A 16,262-nucleotide genomic window follows, 5' to 3' on the forward strand; every position below is an offset into this window, starting at 1 on the left:
ATCAGGTAACTTAAGCCTTTTTGGTACCGTTTTAAAAAAGCAACCTTAGTTTGCTTTCTCAAATTTACGCAATAAGACGTTACCACGTTTTACTGCATTATCTAATGCGGCTTGAGCATCTGCATCACCGTTCCATACAGATTCTAAAGCTTCATCAATTACGCCACGAATTTGTACGAAATTACCTAGGCGTAGACCTTTCGTATTTTCAGTTGGTGTACCCGTCAGCATTTGATTTACTGCAACTTCAGTTCCCACGTTCTTCTCATAGAAACCTTGTCCTTTCGTTAGGTCGAACGCCGCTTTGGTGATTGGTAGATAACCACTAAACTGATGCCAATCCGCTTGCACATCTGCTCTTGATAAATAGCTCAAGAAAGACGCAACACCTTTATAATCATCAGCTGGCTTACCTTGAAGAGCCCACAAAGACGCACCACCAATAATAGTATTGGATGGCTCAGTTACTTGATCTTTCCAGTATGGAAGTTGTGCGACACCAAATTCGAATGGTGCATTACGTTTGATACCTGAATAACCTGCTGATGACTCTGTGTACATAGCACATTCACCACTATAAAACTTCGCGGCGCCATCATTGGTACGGCCAGAATAGCTGAAAATCCCATTTTTCTGCCATTCACCCATTTTATTAACATGAGCCACTTGAAGCGGTCCATTGAAAACAAGCTCAGTATCGAAGCCGCCAAAGCCATTTGCTTTTGTGGCAAATGGTGCGTTATGACGTGCACTCAGGTTTTCTAAATGCACCCAAGATTGCCAAGCCGTTGTAAAGCCACAATTGATACCTGCGTCTTGCAGTTTTTTACCAACCATGTCCATTTCATTCCAAGTCGTTGGAGCCTGAACACCGGCTTTTGCCATCAGCTCTTTATTGAAATAAAGAACGGGTGTAGAACTGTTAAACGGCATGGACAACATATTGCCATCGCCATCAGTGTAATAACCCGTAACGGCACTTAAAAACGCGTCGCCATTGAATGATTGGCCAGATTCTTTCATTAACTTATGAACGGGATAGATTGCGCCTTTTGCAGACATCATGCTTGCCGTACCTACTTCAAATACTTGAACTAGGTGAGGTTGTTGTTTCGCACGAAATGCCGCAATCGCCGCCGTCATGGTTTCTGTGTAGTTACCTTTATACGAAGCTTTCACCTCATATAAATCTTGTGACGCATTATAGTCAGCCACAATTGAATTCAGTTTTTCACCTAAGGCTCCCCCCATTGCATGCCACCACTGAATTTCAGTAGCCGCATAACCAGAGCTAGCAAGAGTTGCACCAAGTATTAAAGCAGAAAGATTACGTTTACGCATGTTCAGGCTCCTCGTTTGAGCTTTATTATTAGTTTGATCGAGGCAAAGAATAACAATGAAATATTTCAATTATATGAAAGTAAAATTTCATTCGCACCTAAAAATACAATACATAAAGTTCAAATGAAACCAAAAAACATAAAAATGTTCGATATTTGATCAAATAGAATCAAAAAATACTTATTATATTTTCATTTGACGAGTAGGATGTGGTCCATGATTTACAAAATCGGAGAAAAAAAGGAAAGGAAAAGCATCGTCCATTTTCTAACACCCCATTAATGCCATGCTTACTATTAATGGGGTTCATATAAATATCTACGGAAAAATTTAAGCTGACAATTCTAATTCCTTTTTTAAATCAAGAAATTCTTTTTCTAACAAGATCACTTTTTCCAATAGTACAGCTTGAGAAACGACTGACTCATCCAACTTTGCAGCTTTCTCCAAACTAAAAGAGATACGTTGCATTCTGTTACCCGCCACTTCAGCTGATGACCCCTTAAGCTTATGAGCTTGCCTTGATAGTTCTAATCGATTACCTGTCGCCGCGATGGCTTTTAGCTCCTCGACTTGAGACGAGGCTTCTTTGATAAATTCTTTAGAGACAATTGAGATTAACTGGGCATTGTGTCCCATTCTGCGATAAAAACTCTCTTTATCAAATATGACATTTTCATGTTCTTCCATTGTATTGTCCTGAATAGTAAAGTGAGTCGATTACTCGTTATTATTTAACCAATGAGATAACTTTTCAACCAAAACCATCTGATCTATCGGTTTCGACATAAAATCATCCATTCCTGCCTCCAGACAGACAAAGTCTTCACCTTTCATAGCATTTGCACTCAATGCAATAATCGGCACCTGTGGAGAGGTTTCCGTTAACGACGCGGTTAATTTTCGAATGTGTTTTGTTGCTTCATATCCATCCATAACCGGCATCTGACAATCCATAAAAATCAGGTCAAAATGATTATCCTTTACGAAACGTAACGCCTCTTCACCATTATTCGCCACCGTAACACGCAAACCTTTCATTTCAAGTAAGCCGCGCCCCACTATTTGATTTGTTATATTGTCTTCTACAAGCAAAACATGATGATTAAACTGAGCCAGTTCCTTATGAGTACTACTTTTCATATTTGATGACTCGCCGTGTTCATTATTTAAATTGTCAGTCAAAGCACTCAATAAATCGGCTTTACGAACGGGTTTCATTATTTCGGATGAGTATGTGTCATAGTCCATTTTTGTATTCAGCGGTGCCGGTAAAGCGTTAGTCAATAAAACACGTTTTACACTTTGACGTTTACATAAAAAGTACCAAATTTCTAATAGTTTAACATTGGTTTTATTACACAACTTTTGGTCTTCAATGACAATTTGAAATGGCATATCTTTATTTTGATAATGCTCGATCGCAGCACTAAAGTTATCTAAAACTAAACAATCGATATTCCAACTCGACAATAGCTCAGAAAGATATTGACCCGTTTTATGGCTGCTCGTAATTAACAATAATGATGTCACGGCTACAAGAGGGCGATCGGCTTCATTTGGCAATGACAATGCCTCTTTTAATCGTAACTTAACCCAAAACGTTGAGCCCTGGCCAACTTCGCTGGTCATGCCCATATTTCCACCCATCATATCGACTAACTCTTTTGTGATAGCTAGTCCTAATCCAGTTCCACCATACTTACGTGTTGTCGAGCTGTCTGCCTGCTTAAAGCGCGTAAATAAATTTTGTTGGTCCGCATACGATATACCAATGCCTGTATCTTTAATAGAAAGCTCTACCAGTGAACCGCCTCCTTTCAATCTCTTGAGGTAAACCGCAACACTCACACTTCCTTTAGGAGTAAACTTGATTGCGTTACTGATTAAGTTGATCAAAATTTGACGAATACGTAAACTATCTCCGATGACTTTAGTTTGTTGAGGTACTGTTAATGGACAATGCAATTCAATGCCTTTTTCATGAGCTTTAATCGCTAATGTTTGCCCAACGCCTTCGATGAGTTCAACTAAATCAAATTCATTCTCCTCAAAATCAATATCACCCATTTCGATTTTTGAGAGATCTAAAATATCATTAATAATATCCAATAGAGATTCCGCACTACTGTAAGAGAGCTGTACTATTTTTCTTTGGTCTTGTTGTAACAACGCCTGATCTAACAACGACAAAGAGCCAAGTACTCCATTTAACGGCGTTCGAATTTCATGGCTCATATTTGCTAAAAATTCACTTTTGGCTCTATTTGCCGCCTCAGCAGCGAGTTTCGCCCGACTGTTTTCAGTTTCTGCTTCAACTAAAGATTGATTCAACAATGAGAGGTCTTTCGTCCTTTTCAAAACCTCCTTTTCCATATAACTCGTTTTACTGGCAATTAAGATTAGAAACCAACCAAATAAGCCAGTTAAAAGAAAACCGCCTGCAAATACAAAATGAGTACTCCAAGGGTGGTATATATTGTACTCATAACTGACTTGTACCAGCTCCCACCGCGATTCTCCAATCGTAATATCATGCCGACTAATCATAGGGAAATCATTCGATGATAGTTTAGAAAGTACACCCTCTAATGATGTCTTTTGAGGGTCAAAACGTGCTAATACATGGGATTTATCTAGCTTGGTATCATGATGTAATAAATATAATCCAGTATGAGGCAACAACGTATCTTCTCCTAGCAAGATAGTGGAGAGCTCAGTTACCGATAAAATCGCCGTAGCGTATCCTTGTAATTTCTTTGGTTTTGATGACCCAATGGACTCTTCAAAAACGGGCAAGAAAATAAGTTCTCCTATATTTTCTTGCTTTCCTTCTTTTTGTACTAACTTAATGGGCAATGTAGACGCAATTTTATTTGTGTTAAAGGCGATATCTAAAGCCTCTTTGCGAGTGAGTTGAGAATACACATCGTATCCAAGAGCCCTACTATTTTGATCTAAAGGTTCTATAAAACTGACAACAATATGTTTATCCCTCGCTTGAACGGGCACTCTGTTCAGCTGTGCATTTCTCTCATAAATAAATAAACTTGGATCGGAATAGGTATGCTGTAAAAACTCGTTCCATGATGTTAACTCTTCTGCAGGTACGTTTTTATTCCAAGATAGTCCTAAAATCGCCGCATCATTAGCCATTACCTTGCTCGCATATGATCGAAAATTGTCCGCAGTCAAATGATCAACGCCTTGAACAAAGCCCGCTAAGCCATATAAAGAATCGATTGAATTTTTTAACCTAGATTCAAAGTGAAACGCTAGCATACTTGAGTTTTTGTCAAACTCTTGCTTTTGCTTTGCATGATCAAAATTAAACGCTACTAAAGAAATACCAGCCGTTATTACTGTTATAGAAAACAAAATAGCAGAAAACTGCTTTATATGAGGCAACTCACTCTTAGCCAGCTTAGGAAACGCCGCCAATATCCAAGGAGTAACAGCAATCACTCCAATAGAGTCACCAATCCACCAACTAAACCAATTTGCAGAAAATTCGATGATCCCAATAGCACCAAAATACAAGAGACCGATACTGCCGATAGTGGGTGCGACTAAGGTGCTAACCACCCCACCAAGAAAAAGAAATAAGAGCACGTTTTTTGATTTATAAAAATCGAATGGCGTATTTAGAAATGCCGAAATCAAAAAATAGCCTAATAACGCTTGAATGGTTGCCCCTAGGGCAATTAATGTCACTAAAGGGTAATTCGGCTCACCGACAGTTACATAGGTGATGTATAGATTAATCAGTGCGCTACCAATAAATACTCCTGGTAATGCCCGCCACGACCAACCAAGAACCGCACCTAAAGCCAGACCGGAAGAAGGCCATAAAATAGTAGAATAACCGGGAGGAATAGCAATTTTTTGGCTAATAAACCCTAACAAAAAATAAAGAACGGCCGTGAAGAACGCCGGAAAAAACAATTTGTACATGCGAGAAATCCATTTTTAATAAATGAAGTAACAAATAACCTTTTACATTCCGCTATAAGAATAGCATAAGTATTATTTTCAGAATGCTCAGTTACTCACTTTATTCAAAATGGATATTCTTAATAGATAGAACTGTTTTAATCTCTCATTTTTCTGAAATTGTACGCTTTATTTTCTCATTAACGCGCTATATAGGGTGTCACCCTCTAACGATTTTTATACTGCCTTTCTAAAAAAGTAAATATAAGTGTAACGGCACCGGCTAAAATCAAATAAATCAGAGTCATTAATAACAGAGGCTCATACACTATGTATGTTTCCAACCGAATGTTGGAGAAAATGGCATAGGTATCAATAATCGTTATTGTCGCGACTAAAGGAGTGGCTTTCAGCTGAATAATCACCTCTCCCCCAATAATAGGTAATGTCCTTTGAATCGCCCTAGGCAACCAAATTCTAGTTAAAATCTTGAACGGTTTCATCCCCATTGCTTTAGCCGCTTCTAGCTCACCTTTTGGTACACCCGACAACGCGCCACGTAATACTTCACCCTCATAAGCCATCACAGACAAGGTTAATGCAAAAAAGGCATAAGGCCAGGCACTGGTTAAAAAAGGCCAAATAAAGGATTCTCGAATGCCTTCAATTTCAGGAAAAACGGATCCAAAGCCATAATAGAAAATCCATATCTGCAGCAATAAAGGTGTGCCTCGAATAATACTACAAAACGAATGTGCCACCATGGCTAAAGGGCGTGGGCCTGTCACTTGAACTAAACCAATGGGGACAGCGAGGATAAAGCCAACAATAAACGTAGAAACCAGCAATAGTATGGTCTTCCATACGGCCGATAAAATGGCACTTTTATATTCAGCAATCCAATACCAATCTAATTTAGTGACTAAAGAAAAAACGAGCAAACATAAGAGCACCAGCAATATCATCCTATGGGGAAAAAGCCAACGTATTCCAAATAGATACCTGGTTTTTCTAGCGGTTTCATGACCCATGAGTTTGTCCTTTTTCCGTTCGCTTAATAAGATACTTAAACAAGACTTCTGACAATAAAGAAACAAGGAGATACAGTGCACCAGCGGCCAATAAAAAAGTCAGTTGCTGCTTACTCGCACCAGCGGCCTGCTTTGCTGCCAGAGTCAATTCAGTCAGACCGACTACCGCTAACAAGGCGGTATCTTTAGTTGCAATAAGCCACAAATTCGATAAACCCGGCAAGGCATGAGGAATCATTGAGGGAATCATAATCCGATATAGGATCTTATATTTTGGAATAGCAAATGCGTGCGCGGCTTCAATTTGACCTTTTGGAATGGCCGCAATGGAGGCTCTAATAACTTCGGTGGCATAAGCACCTTGAACAAAGGCGATGACCAACACACCAGCAAAAAAGCCATTAATTTCTACACCATCAAAACCAAATGAGTAAAGAACGTCATTAATCACATTAGGTAAGGCAAAGTAAATTAACAGGATCAAGACAAGTTCAGGAATGGCTCGCACAGCGGTTGTATAACAATACAACAAATCTGTTAACAAAAGGTTTTGACTCAATTTACCTATTGCACCAAAAAGCCCGATTATGAGACCAAAAAAGTAACCCAGCACAGCAATTTGAAGAGAAAGCGCTAAACCCGATAATAAAGCCCCGCCCCAACCAGGAGAATTAAATGCAAGCAACTCCCACAAAGACATAGATTGATAATCAATTAACATACACTACCTAATTAGAAAGAATGACTCTCAGAGAAAACACTAAGAGACATTCATTGGTTTATTTCATATTCAACCCATGCATTGTGGAAATGCTTACTGTCAACGCCAATATTAAGGTTAAGCGAGTAAAATGGCGCCTTCTTAAGCGCTATCTAAAACTCAGATACCCTAATTATTCTCCATAAATATTAAAAGAGAAGTACGATTTAGAAATCGTATCGTATTGGCCATTGTCTCGAATAGCTTGAATGGCATCATTAAGCTTTTCTTTTAATTCAATATTTCCTTTGCGTAATCCAAAACCAATACCAGCACCCAATAAGGCTTCATCATTAATAGCCATTCCCTTTAGCTCACAGCATTTCATACCGTCAGCAGAAGCCAAAAAGCTTTCTAACGTTAATGCATCGGCTTGAGTTGCATCAATTCTACCGGAGTAAAGGTCTTGATTGGCTTCATCTTGAGTTTGGTATTCTTTAATCGTGGCATTTTTATAATGTTTTTTAACAAACTTGGCATGAATACTCGCCCCTTGCACGCCAATGATCTTGTCATCTAACTCTGATGGCGTACTTCCAAACGGCTTATTTTTAGGTCCAATCACTGCAGCACCGGTTTGATAGTATTTATCAGAAAAATCAATAACCCTTTTTCTCTCTTCGGTAATAGAAAGTGAGGCGGCCGCCACATCGATTTTTCGAGAGAGTAGCGCGGGGATAATACCATCCCATGCGGTGGCTACTATTTCACAGTCTAGTTTCGCTTCAGCACAAATTGCTTTGGTAATATCAATTTCCCAACCAGTGTATTGGCCTGACGCATCGGGCACTGAAAACGGTGGATACGGTTCGGTTGCGATGCCGATACGAAGTGTTTCAGCGAAAGACAATGTTGAACAGATGGCCATACTTGACGCAACTAGCATCATAGAAAAGCGTTTTTTAATCATGTGATTTTCCTTTGTAATATTATGTTTTTGTGATTTAAACACTTGGTTTTTTTATTTTATTGAACGAATAAATTGTTTTAATTTCTCAGACCTTGGTGCATAAAATATATCGTTAGGCGTACCGGCTTCTTCAACAACACCTTGATTTAAGAATAGAACCTTGTTTGCCACTTCAGCCGCAAATTTCATTTCATGAGTCACAATAATCATACTGCGCCCTTCACTCGCCAGATCTTTCATGACCGCTAATACTTCGCTTACTAATTCAGGGTCCAATGCGGAAGTCGGTTCATCGAATAACATGAGATCAGGATTAATGGCTAACGCTCGGGCAATCGCCGCTCGTTGCTGCTGGCCACCCGATAAACACGATGGATACTGGTGCCGTTTATCAAATAAATTAACCCTCTTTAACAACTCATGTGCTTCCTCAATAGCCAGATCCCTAGGGATTTTCAATACTTGAGTTGGCACTTCTATGATGTTTTGTTCGATAGTTAAATGGCTCCATAAGTGGAACCCTTGAAACACCATACCAATTCTTTGACGGATACTTCTAAGCTGTTCTTTGCTTTTTACTTTCAGCCCATTCGCATGATCAGGAATTAAATCGATATGTTGTCCAAAAATGGCTATTTCGCCTGCTGTTGGCGTTTCCAACATATTAATGCAACGTAGTGTCGTCGATTTACCTGAGCCACTGCCACCAATAAGCGCAATCACATCTCCCTTTTGAGCCGTGAAATTAATACCTTTAAGAACGTCAATGTCATTGAAGGTTTTCTTCAAATCACTTACTTCAAGTATGTACTTTGTTTTTAGCGGCTTATTTCGATCCATAACTTACCTCAGCTCTTTTCATGAGCGTGTTTCTAACTACGCGGTTATAGACATTTTTTAAAAATATAAAATTATGCGCTTGCATAATTTTATACACTTGCATAATAATGATGTCAATAAGGTTATTCTCGTTCTGAAATAGTCACGTAAATTTAATGAAGGAAAAGATGATGAAATTATTTGGCAGCCAATCTATGGTACACCCTATTAAACGCGTTTTGATGCGCCGCCCAGGAAAAAGCCTATTAGCCGCCGATGCCAATAAATGGCATTACGGTAGTATGTTTGATGCTGAAAAAGCCATTACCCAATACGGTGCTTTTGCTGATTTAATTAGTGACTCTGGCGCTGAAATAACATGGATCGATGATAATAATGATGGCTTGTGTGACGCTATGTTCACGCAAGACGCCTCTTTGGTAACCGATCATGGTGCTGTGCTACTGAATATGGGAAAAACACTTCGTATACCAGAGCCGGAACTTCATGGCAAAGCTTATGAAGCTCTTGATATACCGGTTTTAGGCGCGCTAACAGGTAACGCAAAAATTGAAGGTGGCGATTTTATTTGGCTGGACGAAAAAACAATTGTAGTCGGGTGTGGTTTTCGTTCAAACCGAGAAGGAATTGATCAACTTAACGCGCTTTTAAACCCTTTCGACATCCAAGTCATCGGCTTTGATTTACCTGTTTGGCAAGGCGCGGAAGCTTGCCTACATCTTATGTCTATGATTTCTCCTCTGGATGAAAAACTGGCTCTCATTTATTCTCCACTGATGCCAACAGCATTCTATAGCTTATTATTAGAAAAAGGCTTTACTCTACTGGATTGTAACCCCGAAGAATATCTAGCCAGTGGCGGCTTAAACCTAAATGTATTACCAGTAAAGCCCAAAGAATGTATCATGATTGACGGTTTTCCATTAACAAAACAACTGATGGAAGACGCTGGCTGTAAGGTCCAGGTTTTTGAAGGTGATGCATTGTGTATTGCTTGCGAGGGCGGTCCTACTTGCTTAACGAACCCTATATTACGAGGCTAATTTTTTAGGAATGTCTACCAACAGAAGAGAAGGCAATAACCGTCGTCAGGAGCTGATTGATGCAACCTTAAATTGCATTGAAAACGAAGGTCTCCAAGGAACCACTGTCCGAAAAGTGGCTGATTATGCAGGCGTCACTAATGGATTAATTCGCTTTTACTTCTCTGGAAAAGACGAACTCATGAGGGCGGCCTATGCCGCTCTTTTGGATCAGATTTATTCCCATGCTCGCATTGCTGTAGATGACGATACTGTCAAGCCACAAGTTAGACTGCGTAACTTTATTAGTGCAACGCTCTCTTATCCTATTGTGGCACCACGTACTGTATTGCTCTGGGCGAATTTTCTTCCAGTGACTTACATCGACACTGAAATGTCTATTATTCGTAACGAGGCCTACGTTGAGACAACAAATATACTAGAGCCTCTTATTAGAGATTCATTTTTAGATAATGGCATCGCTTTAGACGACAAAAAAGTGAAGAATTATGCGATACAAGTAAACGCCATCATTGACGGTCTTTGGATTGAAGGCAGTTTAGCGGGAAATAAATTCCAAAGAAACGAGCTAGTAAATTTAGGGATCGAGGCTACTGCGGCGATTCTTTCACTCAAGATTTAATAACACCACGTGTGGCAAGAGTGCGACTTGTCTGGAAACACCCCAAATATCATGAAACTGAGTGTTAATTAACGCCTAATTTGATTCCATACAGACGATCCCCCCTTTGATTACAGAGTAAATTTAGCCATAATCACCGCTAACTTAAACGCTAAGAATGAGATTATTTTGCAATTATTACGAATAGAATGTCTTGGAAAAGAACTTCGCTTAGAAGCGGCCATGTCAGGTTGGCAAGGACTATTTTGGGATGGTCACTTGGTTTCTCAAATTAATGCGAATGCCGATGCACTGCCATTGCAAAGACACAGTTTTACTCTTCAGTCTAACCAAGGCACTATTGAATGCCATTTAGATGTCGACCTTGAATGGCAACCCTTTCTGTTAAAATACGCTTTAACGGTCAATGATACGCCGATATCAGAAGGTCAAATCACCACCAAGGACATAGAAACACAAGAAGTGATCAACCGTCCGCCTGAAAAGAAAAAATTCAGCTTCATTGGTCTCGGTTCGTTCGCGCTTAAAATGCTCAAAAGCGCAAAAGCCATTAAGGTCTTATTTGCTGCAGGTTCGCTTGCGGCCTACTCTTGGCTATTCTCTATCGAGTTCGCACTCGCACTGATTGCTTGTTTAGTATTCCATGAATACGGACACATTCGTGCCATGAAATACTTCGGTATGAAAACCAAGGGCATCTACTTAATTCCTTTTATTGGCGGTCTAGCGCTCTCTGAAAGTAAAATCAACACCCGCTGGCAAGATGTCGTCATAGCCATTATGGGGCCATTCTTTGGCTTATTGCTTTCCATCGTCAGTCTTATTATCTATTGGATCACAGACATTGAGCTATTCGCCGGTATCGCCTCCTTTAACGCACTGCTAAATTTATTTAATCTATTACCAGTATTGCCATTAGACGGAGGACATATCTTAAAAAGCGTCGCTTTCTCCATGAATTCCGTGCTTGGTTTAATTGTCTGTGTACTAGGCGCATTACTCGGCATCGCCGCCTGTTATTACTTTGGCTTTGCGCTTTTAGGTTTTATTTTATTTATCGGTACCTTTGAAATCCTGTTCGAATGGCGCGACCGTCATCGCAGTCAGTTGCTACCACTAGATAGATATGGTCAAGCTGTCTCGGCCGTATGGTACGTTGTCACTGTTGGGCTACTGTGTTCTATCATCTACATCCTGGGCACAACCGGAAATAACGCCTTAGCCATTCCTATGGCCATCCTAGGCGCCTAGACAAAAACAATCCGCCTTACCTATTTGAAAAGGAAGCAATTAAAGCCTTTCTTTTCACAAACCATCTCTTCATATAAATATTTCAGTTTATTACAGGCATAAAAAAACCCCCATAAGGATAGACCTTATGGGGGTTCCACTTCTTCAAATTGCTCTATTTGCAGAAGTCTAAACGAAAAAAGGCCAGCTTTAAAAGCTGGCCTTTTTAATCATGGTGCCCAGAGACGGAATCGAACCGCCGACACGAGGATTTTCAATCCTCTGCTCTACCGACTGAGCTATCTGGGCAAGTGCGGTGCATTGTATAGGAATCTATTTAAGGGTCAATAGTTTTTTTAATTTTTTTTACAATAAGTTAGAAAAAAGTTCTTATCTGCTATTATTGGACAACCTATTGATCAATATAGAAGAAAAAATATGCTGCACATCGTTTTATTCGAACCAGAAATACCACCGAACACAGGTAACGTCATTCGTCTTTGTGCGAATACTGGTTTCCAACTGCATCTAATTGAACCGCTTGGTTTTGAATTAGAAGACAAGAAACTTCGTCGTGCGGGTTTAGATTATCATGAAGTCGCCAAGGTCAAACGCCATAAAAATTGGCAGGCTTTTGTGGACTCACAGTCCTTTGAAACCATCTATGCTTTAACAACTAAAGGCAGCCGCCCCCATTCTGAAGCAAGCTTTCAGCCAAATGATGTGCTTGTCTTCGGCCCTGAGACTCGAGGACTGCCCTCGGACTTTATCCAGGCTTTACCGCCGGAACAGCGCTTACGATTGCCCATGCAGCCAAATAGCCGTAGCTTAAACTTATCTAATACCGTCGCTGTAATGGTATACGAATCATGGAGGCAGCTCGATTATGCTATGCCAGATCAAGATTTATGAACGGTGGACAGTATGATGCCTCTCATTGGACTATTAAAAAAAATCACAGAAAGAGACGACAAGATTTTAAAAACAGTGTCTACCTGCACGCCTCAAACGATTTGAAATTTAGGTTTGTGCTGCTCGCTGGCATTATCTTATTACACAGTTTAGCGATGGTGCTGTTTGAAGAAATGGACTGGTGGCAAGCATTCTGGTTATCAATGACGTCTGCCAGTACTACAGGTTATGGTGATATTTCTGCCGCTACCTTTTGGGGACAAGCGGCCACCATCATACTTATCTATGGCATGGGAATAGCGTTACTCGCCCAAATCGCCAGTGATTACATCGAATTGCGCCTACAAAAGAAAGAAATGCGCATCAAAGGCAACATGGAGTGGGATCAAATGCAAGATCATTTATTAATTGTAAATACACCAAAACATTATACTGAACGTTATCTAGAGCGGTTAATTTCTCAGATCTGCGACTCTCCAGAATTACAACAGACACCAATACAAATTTTAACCCCTCACTTTCCTGAAGGCCTGCCAATGTCATTAAGAGCCCATGGAGTGGTTCATCATACTGGAGATGCTACGGCAACGGGAATGCTAGAATCGGCTGGAGCCCAGCGAGCGAAATACATTATCGTACTCAGCCCTGACAGCCAAGAAAGTACCAGTGATAGCAAAGTGTTTGACATACTACATCGCCTTAAGGAGCTACAAGTAAGTGCTTTTGTTTTAGCCGAATCGGTAGAAGACGCTAATCGTGACCGTTTTAGAAACGCTAGGGCCGATGCGGTGATTCGACCGATCAGAGCTTATCCAGAAATGCTTGTACGCTCCTTAATTGCTCCCGGTACAGAACAGGTATTAGAGGATTTATTTCGCTACCAAGGGGATCACACGATTCGTCTAGACGTTGAAATCAAAGGGAAAACATGGGCTAATATTGTTACCACTCTCATTCAATACGATGTTGGTACAGCACTTGGTTATGTTGGGGAAAATGGAATGGTGACGACTCACCCAAAAACATCAGAGATAGTTACCGTTCATTCTCTTATTATTTTAGTAAACGATGACCAGGTTATCCCCAGCAAGCAAATCATTAAAAACTATTTTGCCTAGCCCTTCATTTGGGAACCTGTTAAGAAGATACAAAAAAGCCATGCATGACATGGCTTTTTTGTAGATAGACTTTAAGCTACATAAATGCGTATTGCTATAACTGTCCCGTTAAGACTAAGTACTTCTCCATTAACTGTTCTTCCGTTTCACGACGACTAGGGTCTAGCGGAATACAATCAACAGGACAGACTTGCTGGCATTGTGGCTCATCATAATGCCCAATACATTCTGTGCATTTTGAAGGCTCAATCACATAAATTTCTTCACCTTGAGAAATCGCTTCATTTGGACACTCAGGTTCACAGACATCACAATTGATGCATTCATCTGTAATAATCAACGACATATATTACCTCCTCACAAACTCATTACGCTTGAGTGATCCGCTCAATATTATTTCTGTTTAACGTTATAGTGTTCACGTAACACCCGTTCAACTTCAGGGTTTACAAATTGCCCGAAATCACCATTTAAAGAGGCAATTTCTCTCACTAACGTTGAAGAAATATAAGAATGTTTTTCCGATGGCGTTAAAAATAAACTTTCTACATCAGGCGCAATCACACGATTCATATTGGCTAACTGAAATTCATATTCAAAATCAGACACCGCTCTTAGACCACGCACGATTACTTTACCATTTACGGAACGGGTAAATTCAGTTAATAAATTATCAAACCCAACAACTTCAACATTGGGTAAGTGACTTAATACTTGTTGCGCCAAAGCTATTCGAACGTCGTGAGACAATACAGGTCGCTTTTTTGGGCTTGCTGCAACCGCAACAACCACGTTACTAAACAGCTTTGCTGCACGCTCTACTAAGTCGGTGTGACCATTCGTTATAGGATCGAATGTCCCTGGATAAACCGCAATTGTACTCATAGCTCTCACCCGAACTGTAATTAAAGAAGGCGATAACAGCAGAGAATACCCCTACTTTTACGCTCTAATTTCTAACAAAGGCACGCATCATATCGAATAATGCCCATGTTCTCAATTAACACCTGTGAATATTGTCTATTTAATAAGCACGTACCCATCATGCCTTTCAATAAAACAGTGTAGATGAAAATATCTAAACTGAGGTCTCTGGACTAGATTACAAAAGGTGCAATGAATTGCTTTAATACACTAATCGCCAAGAAGATAAAGATAGGTGAAATATCCAAACCACCTAAATTAGGAATTACTTTACGAACTTGGCTGTATAAAGGCTCCGTGATCTGATGAACCAGCATAGCACCTGGATGATTAGCTCCCGGAGCAACCCAACTTAAGATAACAGAAATCAACATCGCCCAGAAATATAAATCAAGCAAATGATATACGGTCCCTGCAAGGGTAAAAACCACATACTGAGCCGCCCCTAACTGATAACCTTTTATCAGCAAAATTACCGCAATCGTAGCGAACTGGACAGCTAAGGCCAATACAATAGAGGACGTATCAACACGACCAATAGAAGGAATTAGCTTACGAATAGGCAGTAATAAAGGATTTGTGGCTTTTACGACACCTTGACTAATTGGGTTGTAAAAATCCGCTTTTGTTAATTGCAAGATCAAACGCAACAACACCACAAATAAATACAAGTTAGCCAGTGTTTTAAATAAAAATATAATCGGATCAGAAGTCATTGGTGCATTCCTTTAATCATGGTCTTTAGCAGAAAGTTGATCGGCAAACTCTTGAGAACGTTTGGCACAGGCAGAAAGAGCATCGCTCATCATTTTTTCAATACCATTTGCTTCAAACGACAATAGCGCCTGCTCTGTGGAGCCTTTTGGAGAGGTTATATTAATACGCAACTGCTCCACACTGATGTTAGTCAACTCGGTCGCCATTCTTGCCGCACCCAGCATTGAGTGGGCCGCTAAGAATCGGCTTTCCTCCTCAGTGAGTCCGTCTTCAACACCATAACGCACCATAGACTCAATAAAACGGAAGAAATAAGCGGGAGAACTACCAGCAAGCGCCGTTACAGTATGCATATGACGCTCATCATTCACCCATAAAGAGCGACCAACACTAGAAAAGAGTATATCAGTCCATTCTTTATGTTGTTTTGTGATCAAATCATTGCCGATTAACCCAGCCACACCCGCGCCCAACTGTGCCGGTGTATTTGGCATACTACGTACAATACCAACGTCACCTAACCAAGCTTGTAAGCTCGCTACTTCAAGCCCGGCAGCAACAGAAATAAATAATTGATTTGGTTGAATTACCGAGGAAAAATCCTCTATAACCGCCTGCATTTGAATAGGCTTAACACATAAAACAACAATATTAGCGGTTGCTACGGCGACTTTATTATCGGCAATCATGTTAATACCGAAAGTGTCAGAGAAATAAGCCCGTTTTGAGTCAGTACGAGCCGTTCCTGTTATATTGTCTGCAGAAACACCACTATTTAAAAGACCTTGCATGATAGCACTGGCCATATTTCCCATACCAATAAAGGCAATTTTTACAGCGGATCCTAACGTTTTTTGCATGCAATGCTCCTATATTAAATT

16 protein-coding genes and 1 tRNA gene are annotated in these 16,262 nt (G+C 40.2%); 5 read left to right on the top strand and 12 right to left on the bottom strand.

The features are described from left to right. Positions 1-45: 45 nt before the first annotated feature. The 7 genes from ugpB to O1D97_RS13570 all read right to left on the bottom strand — a co-directional run bounded on the left by ugpB (position 46) and on the right by O1D97_RS13570 (position 8,815). Positions 46-1,341: a sn-glycerol-3-phosphate ABC transporter substrate-binding protein UgpB gene (gene ugpB / locus O1D97_RS13540; RefSeq protein ID WP_269126351.1), complete on the bottom strand. Its 1,296-nt coding sequence runs from the start codon at positions 1,339-1,341 to the stop codon at positions 46-48. Between the two features lie 330 nt (positions 1,342-1,671). Continuing rightward, a complete protein-coding gene (locus tag O1D97_RS13545; protein WP_269126353.1) occupies positions 1,672-2,031 on the bottom strand; it encodes an Hpt domain-containing protein in 360 nt (119 codons plus the stop codon). 30 nt (positions 2,032-2,061) lie between these two features. Continuing rightward, on the bottom strand, positions 2,062-5,295 hold the full coding sequence (locus tag O1D97_RS13550; protein ID WP_269126355.1) for an ATP-binding protein: 3,234 nt from the start codon (positions 5,293-5,295) through the stop codon (positions 2,062-2,064). Positions 5,296-5,501: 206 nt separating this feature from the next. Then, positions 5,502-6,305 (bottom strand): ABC transporter permease, encoded by an 804-nt coding sequence (locus tag O1D97_RS13555; protein WP_269126356.1) that lies wholly within the window; start codon positions 6,303-6,305, stop codon positions 5,502-5,504. Further along, positions 6,295-7,026, bottom strand: a complete 732-nt coding sequence (locus tag O1D97_RS13560; RefSeq protein ID WP_269126358.1) for an ABC transporter permease — start codon at positions 7,024-7,026, stop codon at positions 6,295-6,297. The genes O1D97_RS13555 and O1D97_RS13560 overlap by 11 nt, the downstream gene beginning before the upstream one ends. Positions 7,027-7,198: 172 nt before the next feature. After that, complete coding sequence (locus O1D97_RS13565; protein ID WP_269126360.1) at positions 7,199-7,975, bottom strand: transporter substrate-binding domain-containing protein; 777 nt, start codon at positions 7,973-7,975, stop codon at positions 7,199-7,201. A 51-nt stretch (positions 7,976-8,026) separates the two neighbouring features. Beyond that, the gene (locus O1D97_RS13570) at positions 8,027-8,815 is read right to left on the bottom strand and encodes an ATP-binding cassette domain-containing protein (RefSeq protein ID WP_269126362.1); all 789 of its coding nucleotides are present in this window, start codon (positions 8,813-8,815) and stop codon (positions 8,027-8,029) included. Positions 8,816-8,985: 170 nt separating this feature from the next. On the opposite strand from O1D97_RS13570, the gene O1D97_RS13575 reads away from it, so the two are divergent. From O1D97_RS13575 to O1D97_RS13585, 3 genes are all read left to right on the top strand, one after another. Continuing rightward, positions 8,986-9,858, top strand: a complete 873-nt coding sequence (locus O1D97_RS13575; protein ID WP_269126364.1) for a dimethylarginine dimethylaminohydrolase family protein — start codon at positions 8,986-8,988, stop codon at positions 9,856-9,858. A 10-nt stretch (positions 9,859-9,868) separates the two neighbouring features. Then, the gene (locus O1D97_RS13580; RefSeq protein ID WP_269126366.1) at positions 9,869-10,480 is read left to right on the top strand and encodes a TetR/AcrR family transcriptional regulator; all 612 of its coding nucleotides are present in this window, start codon (positions 9,869-9,871) and stop codon (positions 10,478-10,480) included. 168 nt (positions 10,481-10,648) lie between these two features. Continuing rightward, positions 10,649-11,731 carry a site-2 protease family protein gene (locus tag O1D97_RS13585; protein WP_269126368.1) on the top strand — a complete coding sequence of 361 codons (1,083 nt, stop codon included), beginning with the start codon at positions 10,649-10,651 and terminating at the stop codon, positions 11,729-11,731. A gap of 212 nt (positions 11,732-11,943) precedes the next feature. On the opposite strand, the gene O1D97_RS13590 is transcribed toward O1D97_RS13585, so the two are convergent. Next, positions 11,944-12,019, bottom strand: a tRNA-Phe gene (locus O1D97_RS13590). A 129-nt stretch (positions 12,020-12,148) separates the two neighbouring features. On the opposite strand from O1D97_RS13590, the gene trmL reads away from it, so the two are divergent. Further along, positions 12,149-12,622, top strand: coding sequence for a tRNA (uridine(34)/cytosine(34)/5-carboxymethylaminomethyluridine(34)-2'-O)-methyltransferase TrmL (gene trmL, locus O1D97_RS13595; protein WP_269126370.1), 474 nt, complete (start codon positions 12,149-12,151; stop codon positions 12,620-12,622). Then, entirely contained in the window at positions 12,619-13,740 is a 1,122-nt protein-coding gene (locus tag O1D97_RS13600) for a potassium channel family protein (RefSeq protein WP_269126372.1), read from the top strand. The genes trmL and O1D97_RS13600 overlap by 4 nt, the downstream gene beginning before the upstream one ends. 94 nt (positions 13,741-13,834) lie before the next feature. Here the strand turns inward: O1D97_RS13600 and O1D97_RS13605 are convergent, their stop codons facing one another. The 4 genes from O1D97_RS13605 to proC form a co-directional block, all read right to left on the bottom strand. Further along, entirely contained in the window at positions 13,835-14,086 is a 252-nt protein-coding gene (locus O1D97_RS13605) for a YfhL family 4Fe-4S dicluster ferredoxin (protein WP_269126373.1), read from the bottom strand. Between the two features lie 47 nt (positions 14,087-14,133). Beyond that, positions 14,134-14,625, bottom strand: a complete 492-nt coding sequence (coaD, locus tag O1D97_RS13610; protein ID WP_269126374.1) for a pantetheine-phosphate adenylyltransferase — start codon at positions 14,623-14,625, stop codon at positions 14,134-14,136. Positions 14,626-14,837: 212 nt separating this feature from the next. Then, positions 14,838-15,380 carry a YggT family protein gene (locus O1D97_RS13615; protein ID WP_269126384.1) on the bottom strand — a complete coding sequence of 181 codons (543 nt, stop codon included), beginning with the start codon at positions 15,378-15,380 and terminating at the stop codon, positions 14,838-14,840. Positions 15,381-15,392: 12 nt separating this feature from the next. Beyond that, the gene (gene proC / locus O1D97_RS13620) at positions 15,393-16,241 is read right to left on the bottom strand and encodes a pyrroline-5-carboxylate reductase (protein WP_269126386.1); all 849 of its coding nucleotides are present in this window, start codon (positions 16,239-16,241) and stop codon (positions 15,393-15,395) included. Between the last annotated feature and the right edge of the window lie 21 nt (positions 16,242-16,262).

Origin of the sequence: Marinomonas phaeophyticola (assembly GCF_026966905.1) — a bacterium.
Taxonomy (GTDB): domain Bacteria; phylum Pseudomonadota; class Gammaproteobacteria; order Pseudomonadales; family Marinomonadaceae; genus Marinomonas; species Marinomonas phaeophyticola.

Excerpts from the sequence above, each read along its gene's own strand:
- ugpB (WP_269126351.1), bottom strand. The coding sequence starts at position 1,341 with ATGCGTAAACGTAATCTTTCTGCTTTAATACTTGGTGCAACTCTTGCT.
- O1D97_RS13545 (WP_269126353.1), bottom strand. The coding sequence starts at position 2,031 with ATGGAAGAACATGAAAATGTCATATTTGATAAAGAGAGTTTTTATCGC.
- O1D97_RS13550 (WP_269126355.1), bottom strand. The coding sequence starts at position 5,295 with ATGTACAAATTGTTTTTTCCGGCGTTCTTCACGGCCGTTCTTTATTTT.
- O1D97_RS13555 (WP_269126356.1), bottom strand. The coding sequence starts at position 6,305 with ATGGGTCATGAAACCGCTAGAAAAACCAGGTATCTATTTGGAATACGT.
- O1D97_RS13560 (WP_269126358.1), bottom strand. The coding sequence starts at position 7,026 with ATGTTAATTGATTATCAATCTATGTCTTTGTGGGAGTTGCTTGCATTT.
- O1D97_RS13565 (WP_269126360.1), bottom strand. The coding sequence starts at position 7,975 with ATGATTAAAAAACGCTTTTCTATGATGCTAGTTGCGTCAAGTATGGCC.
- O1D97_RS13570 (WP_269126362.1), bottom strand. The coding sequence starts at position 8,815 with ATGGATCGAAATAAGCCGCTAAAAACAAAGTACATACTTGAAGTAAGT.
- O1D97_RS13575 (WP_269126364.1), top strand. The coding sequence starts at position 8,986 with ATGAAATTATTTGGCAGCCAATCTATGGTACACCCTATTAAACGCGTT.
- O1D97_RS13580 (WP_269126366.1), top strand. The coding sequence starts at position 9,869 with ATGTCTACCAACAGAAGAGAAGGCAATAACCGTCGTCAGGAGCTGATT.
- trmL (WP_269126370.1), top strand. The coding sequence starts at position 12,149 with ATGCTGCACATCGTTTTATTCGAACCAGAAATACCACCGAACACAGGT.
- O1D97_RS13600 (WP_269126372.1), top strand. The coding sequence starts at position 12,619 with ATGAACGGTGGACAGTATGATGCCTCTCATTGGACTATTAAAAAAAAT.
- O1D97_RS13605 (WP_269126373.1), bottom strand. The coding sequence starts at position 14,086 with ATGTCGTTGATTATTACAGATGAATGCATCAATTGTGATGTCTGTGAA.
- coaD (WP_269126374.1), bottom strand. The coding sequence starts at position 14,625 with ATGAGTACAATTGCGGTTTATCCAGGGACATTCGATCCTATAACGAAT.
- O1D97_RS13615 (WP_269126384.1), bottom strand. The coding sequence starts at position 15,380 with ATGACTTCTGATCCGATTATATTTTTATTTAAAACACTGGCTAACTTG.
- proC (WP_269126386.1), bottom strand. The coding sequence starts at position 16,241 with ATGCAAAAAACGTTAGGATCCGCTGTAAAAATTGCCTTTATTGGTATG.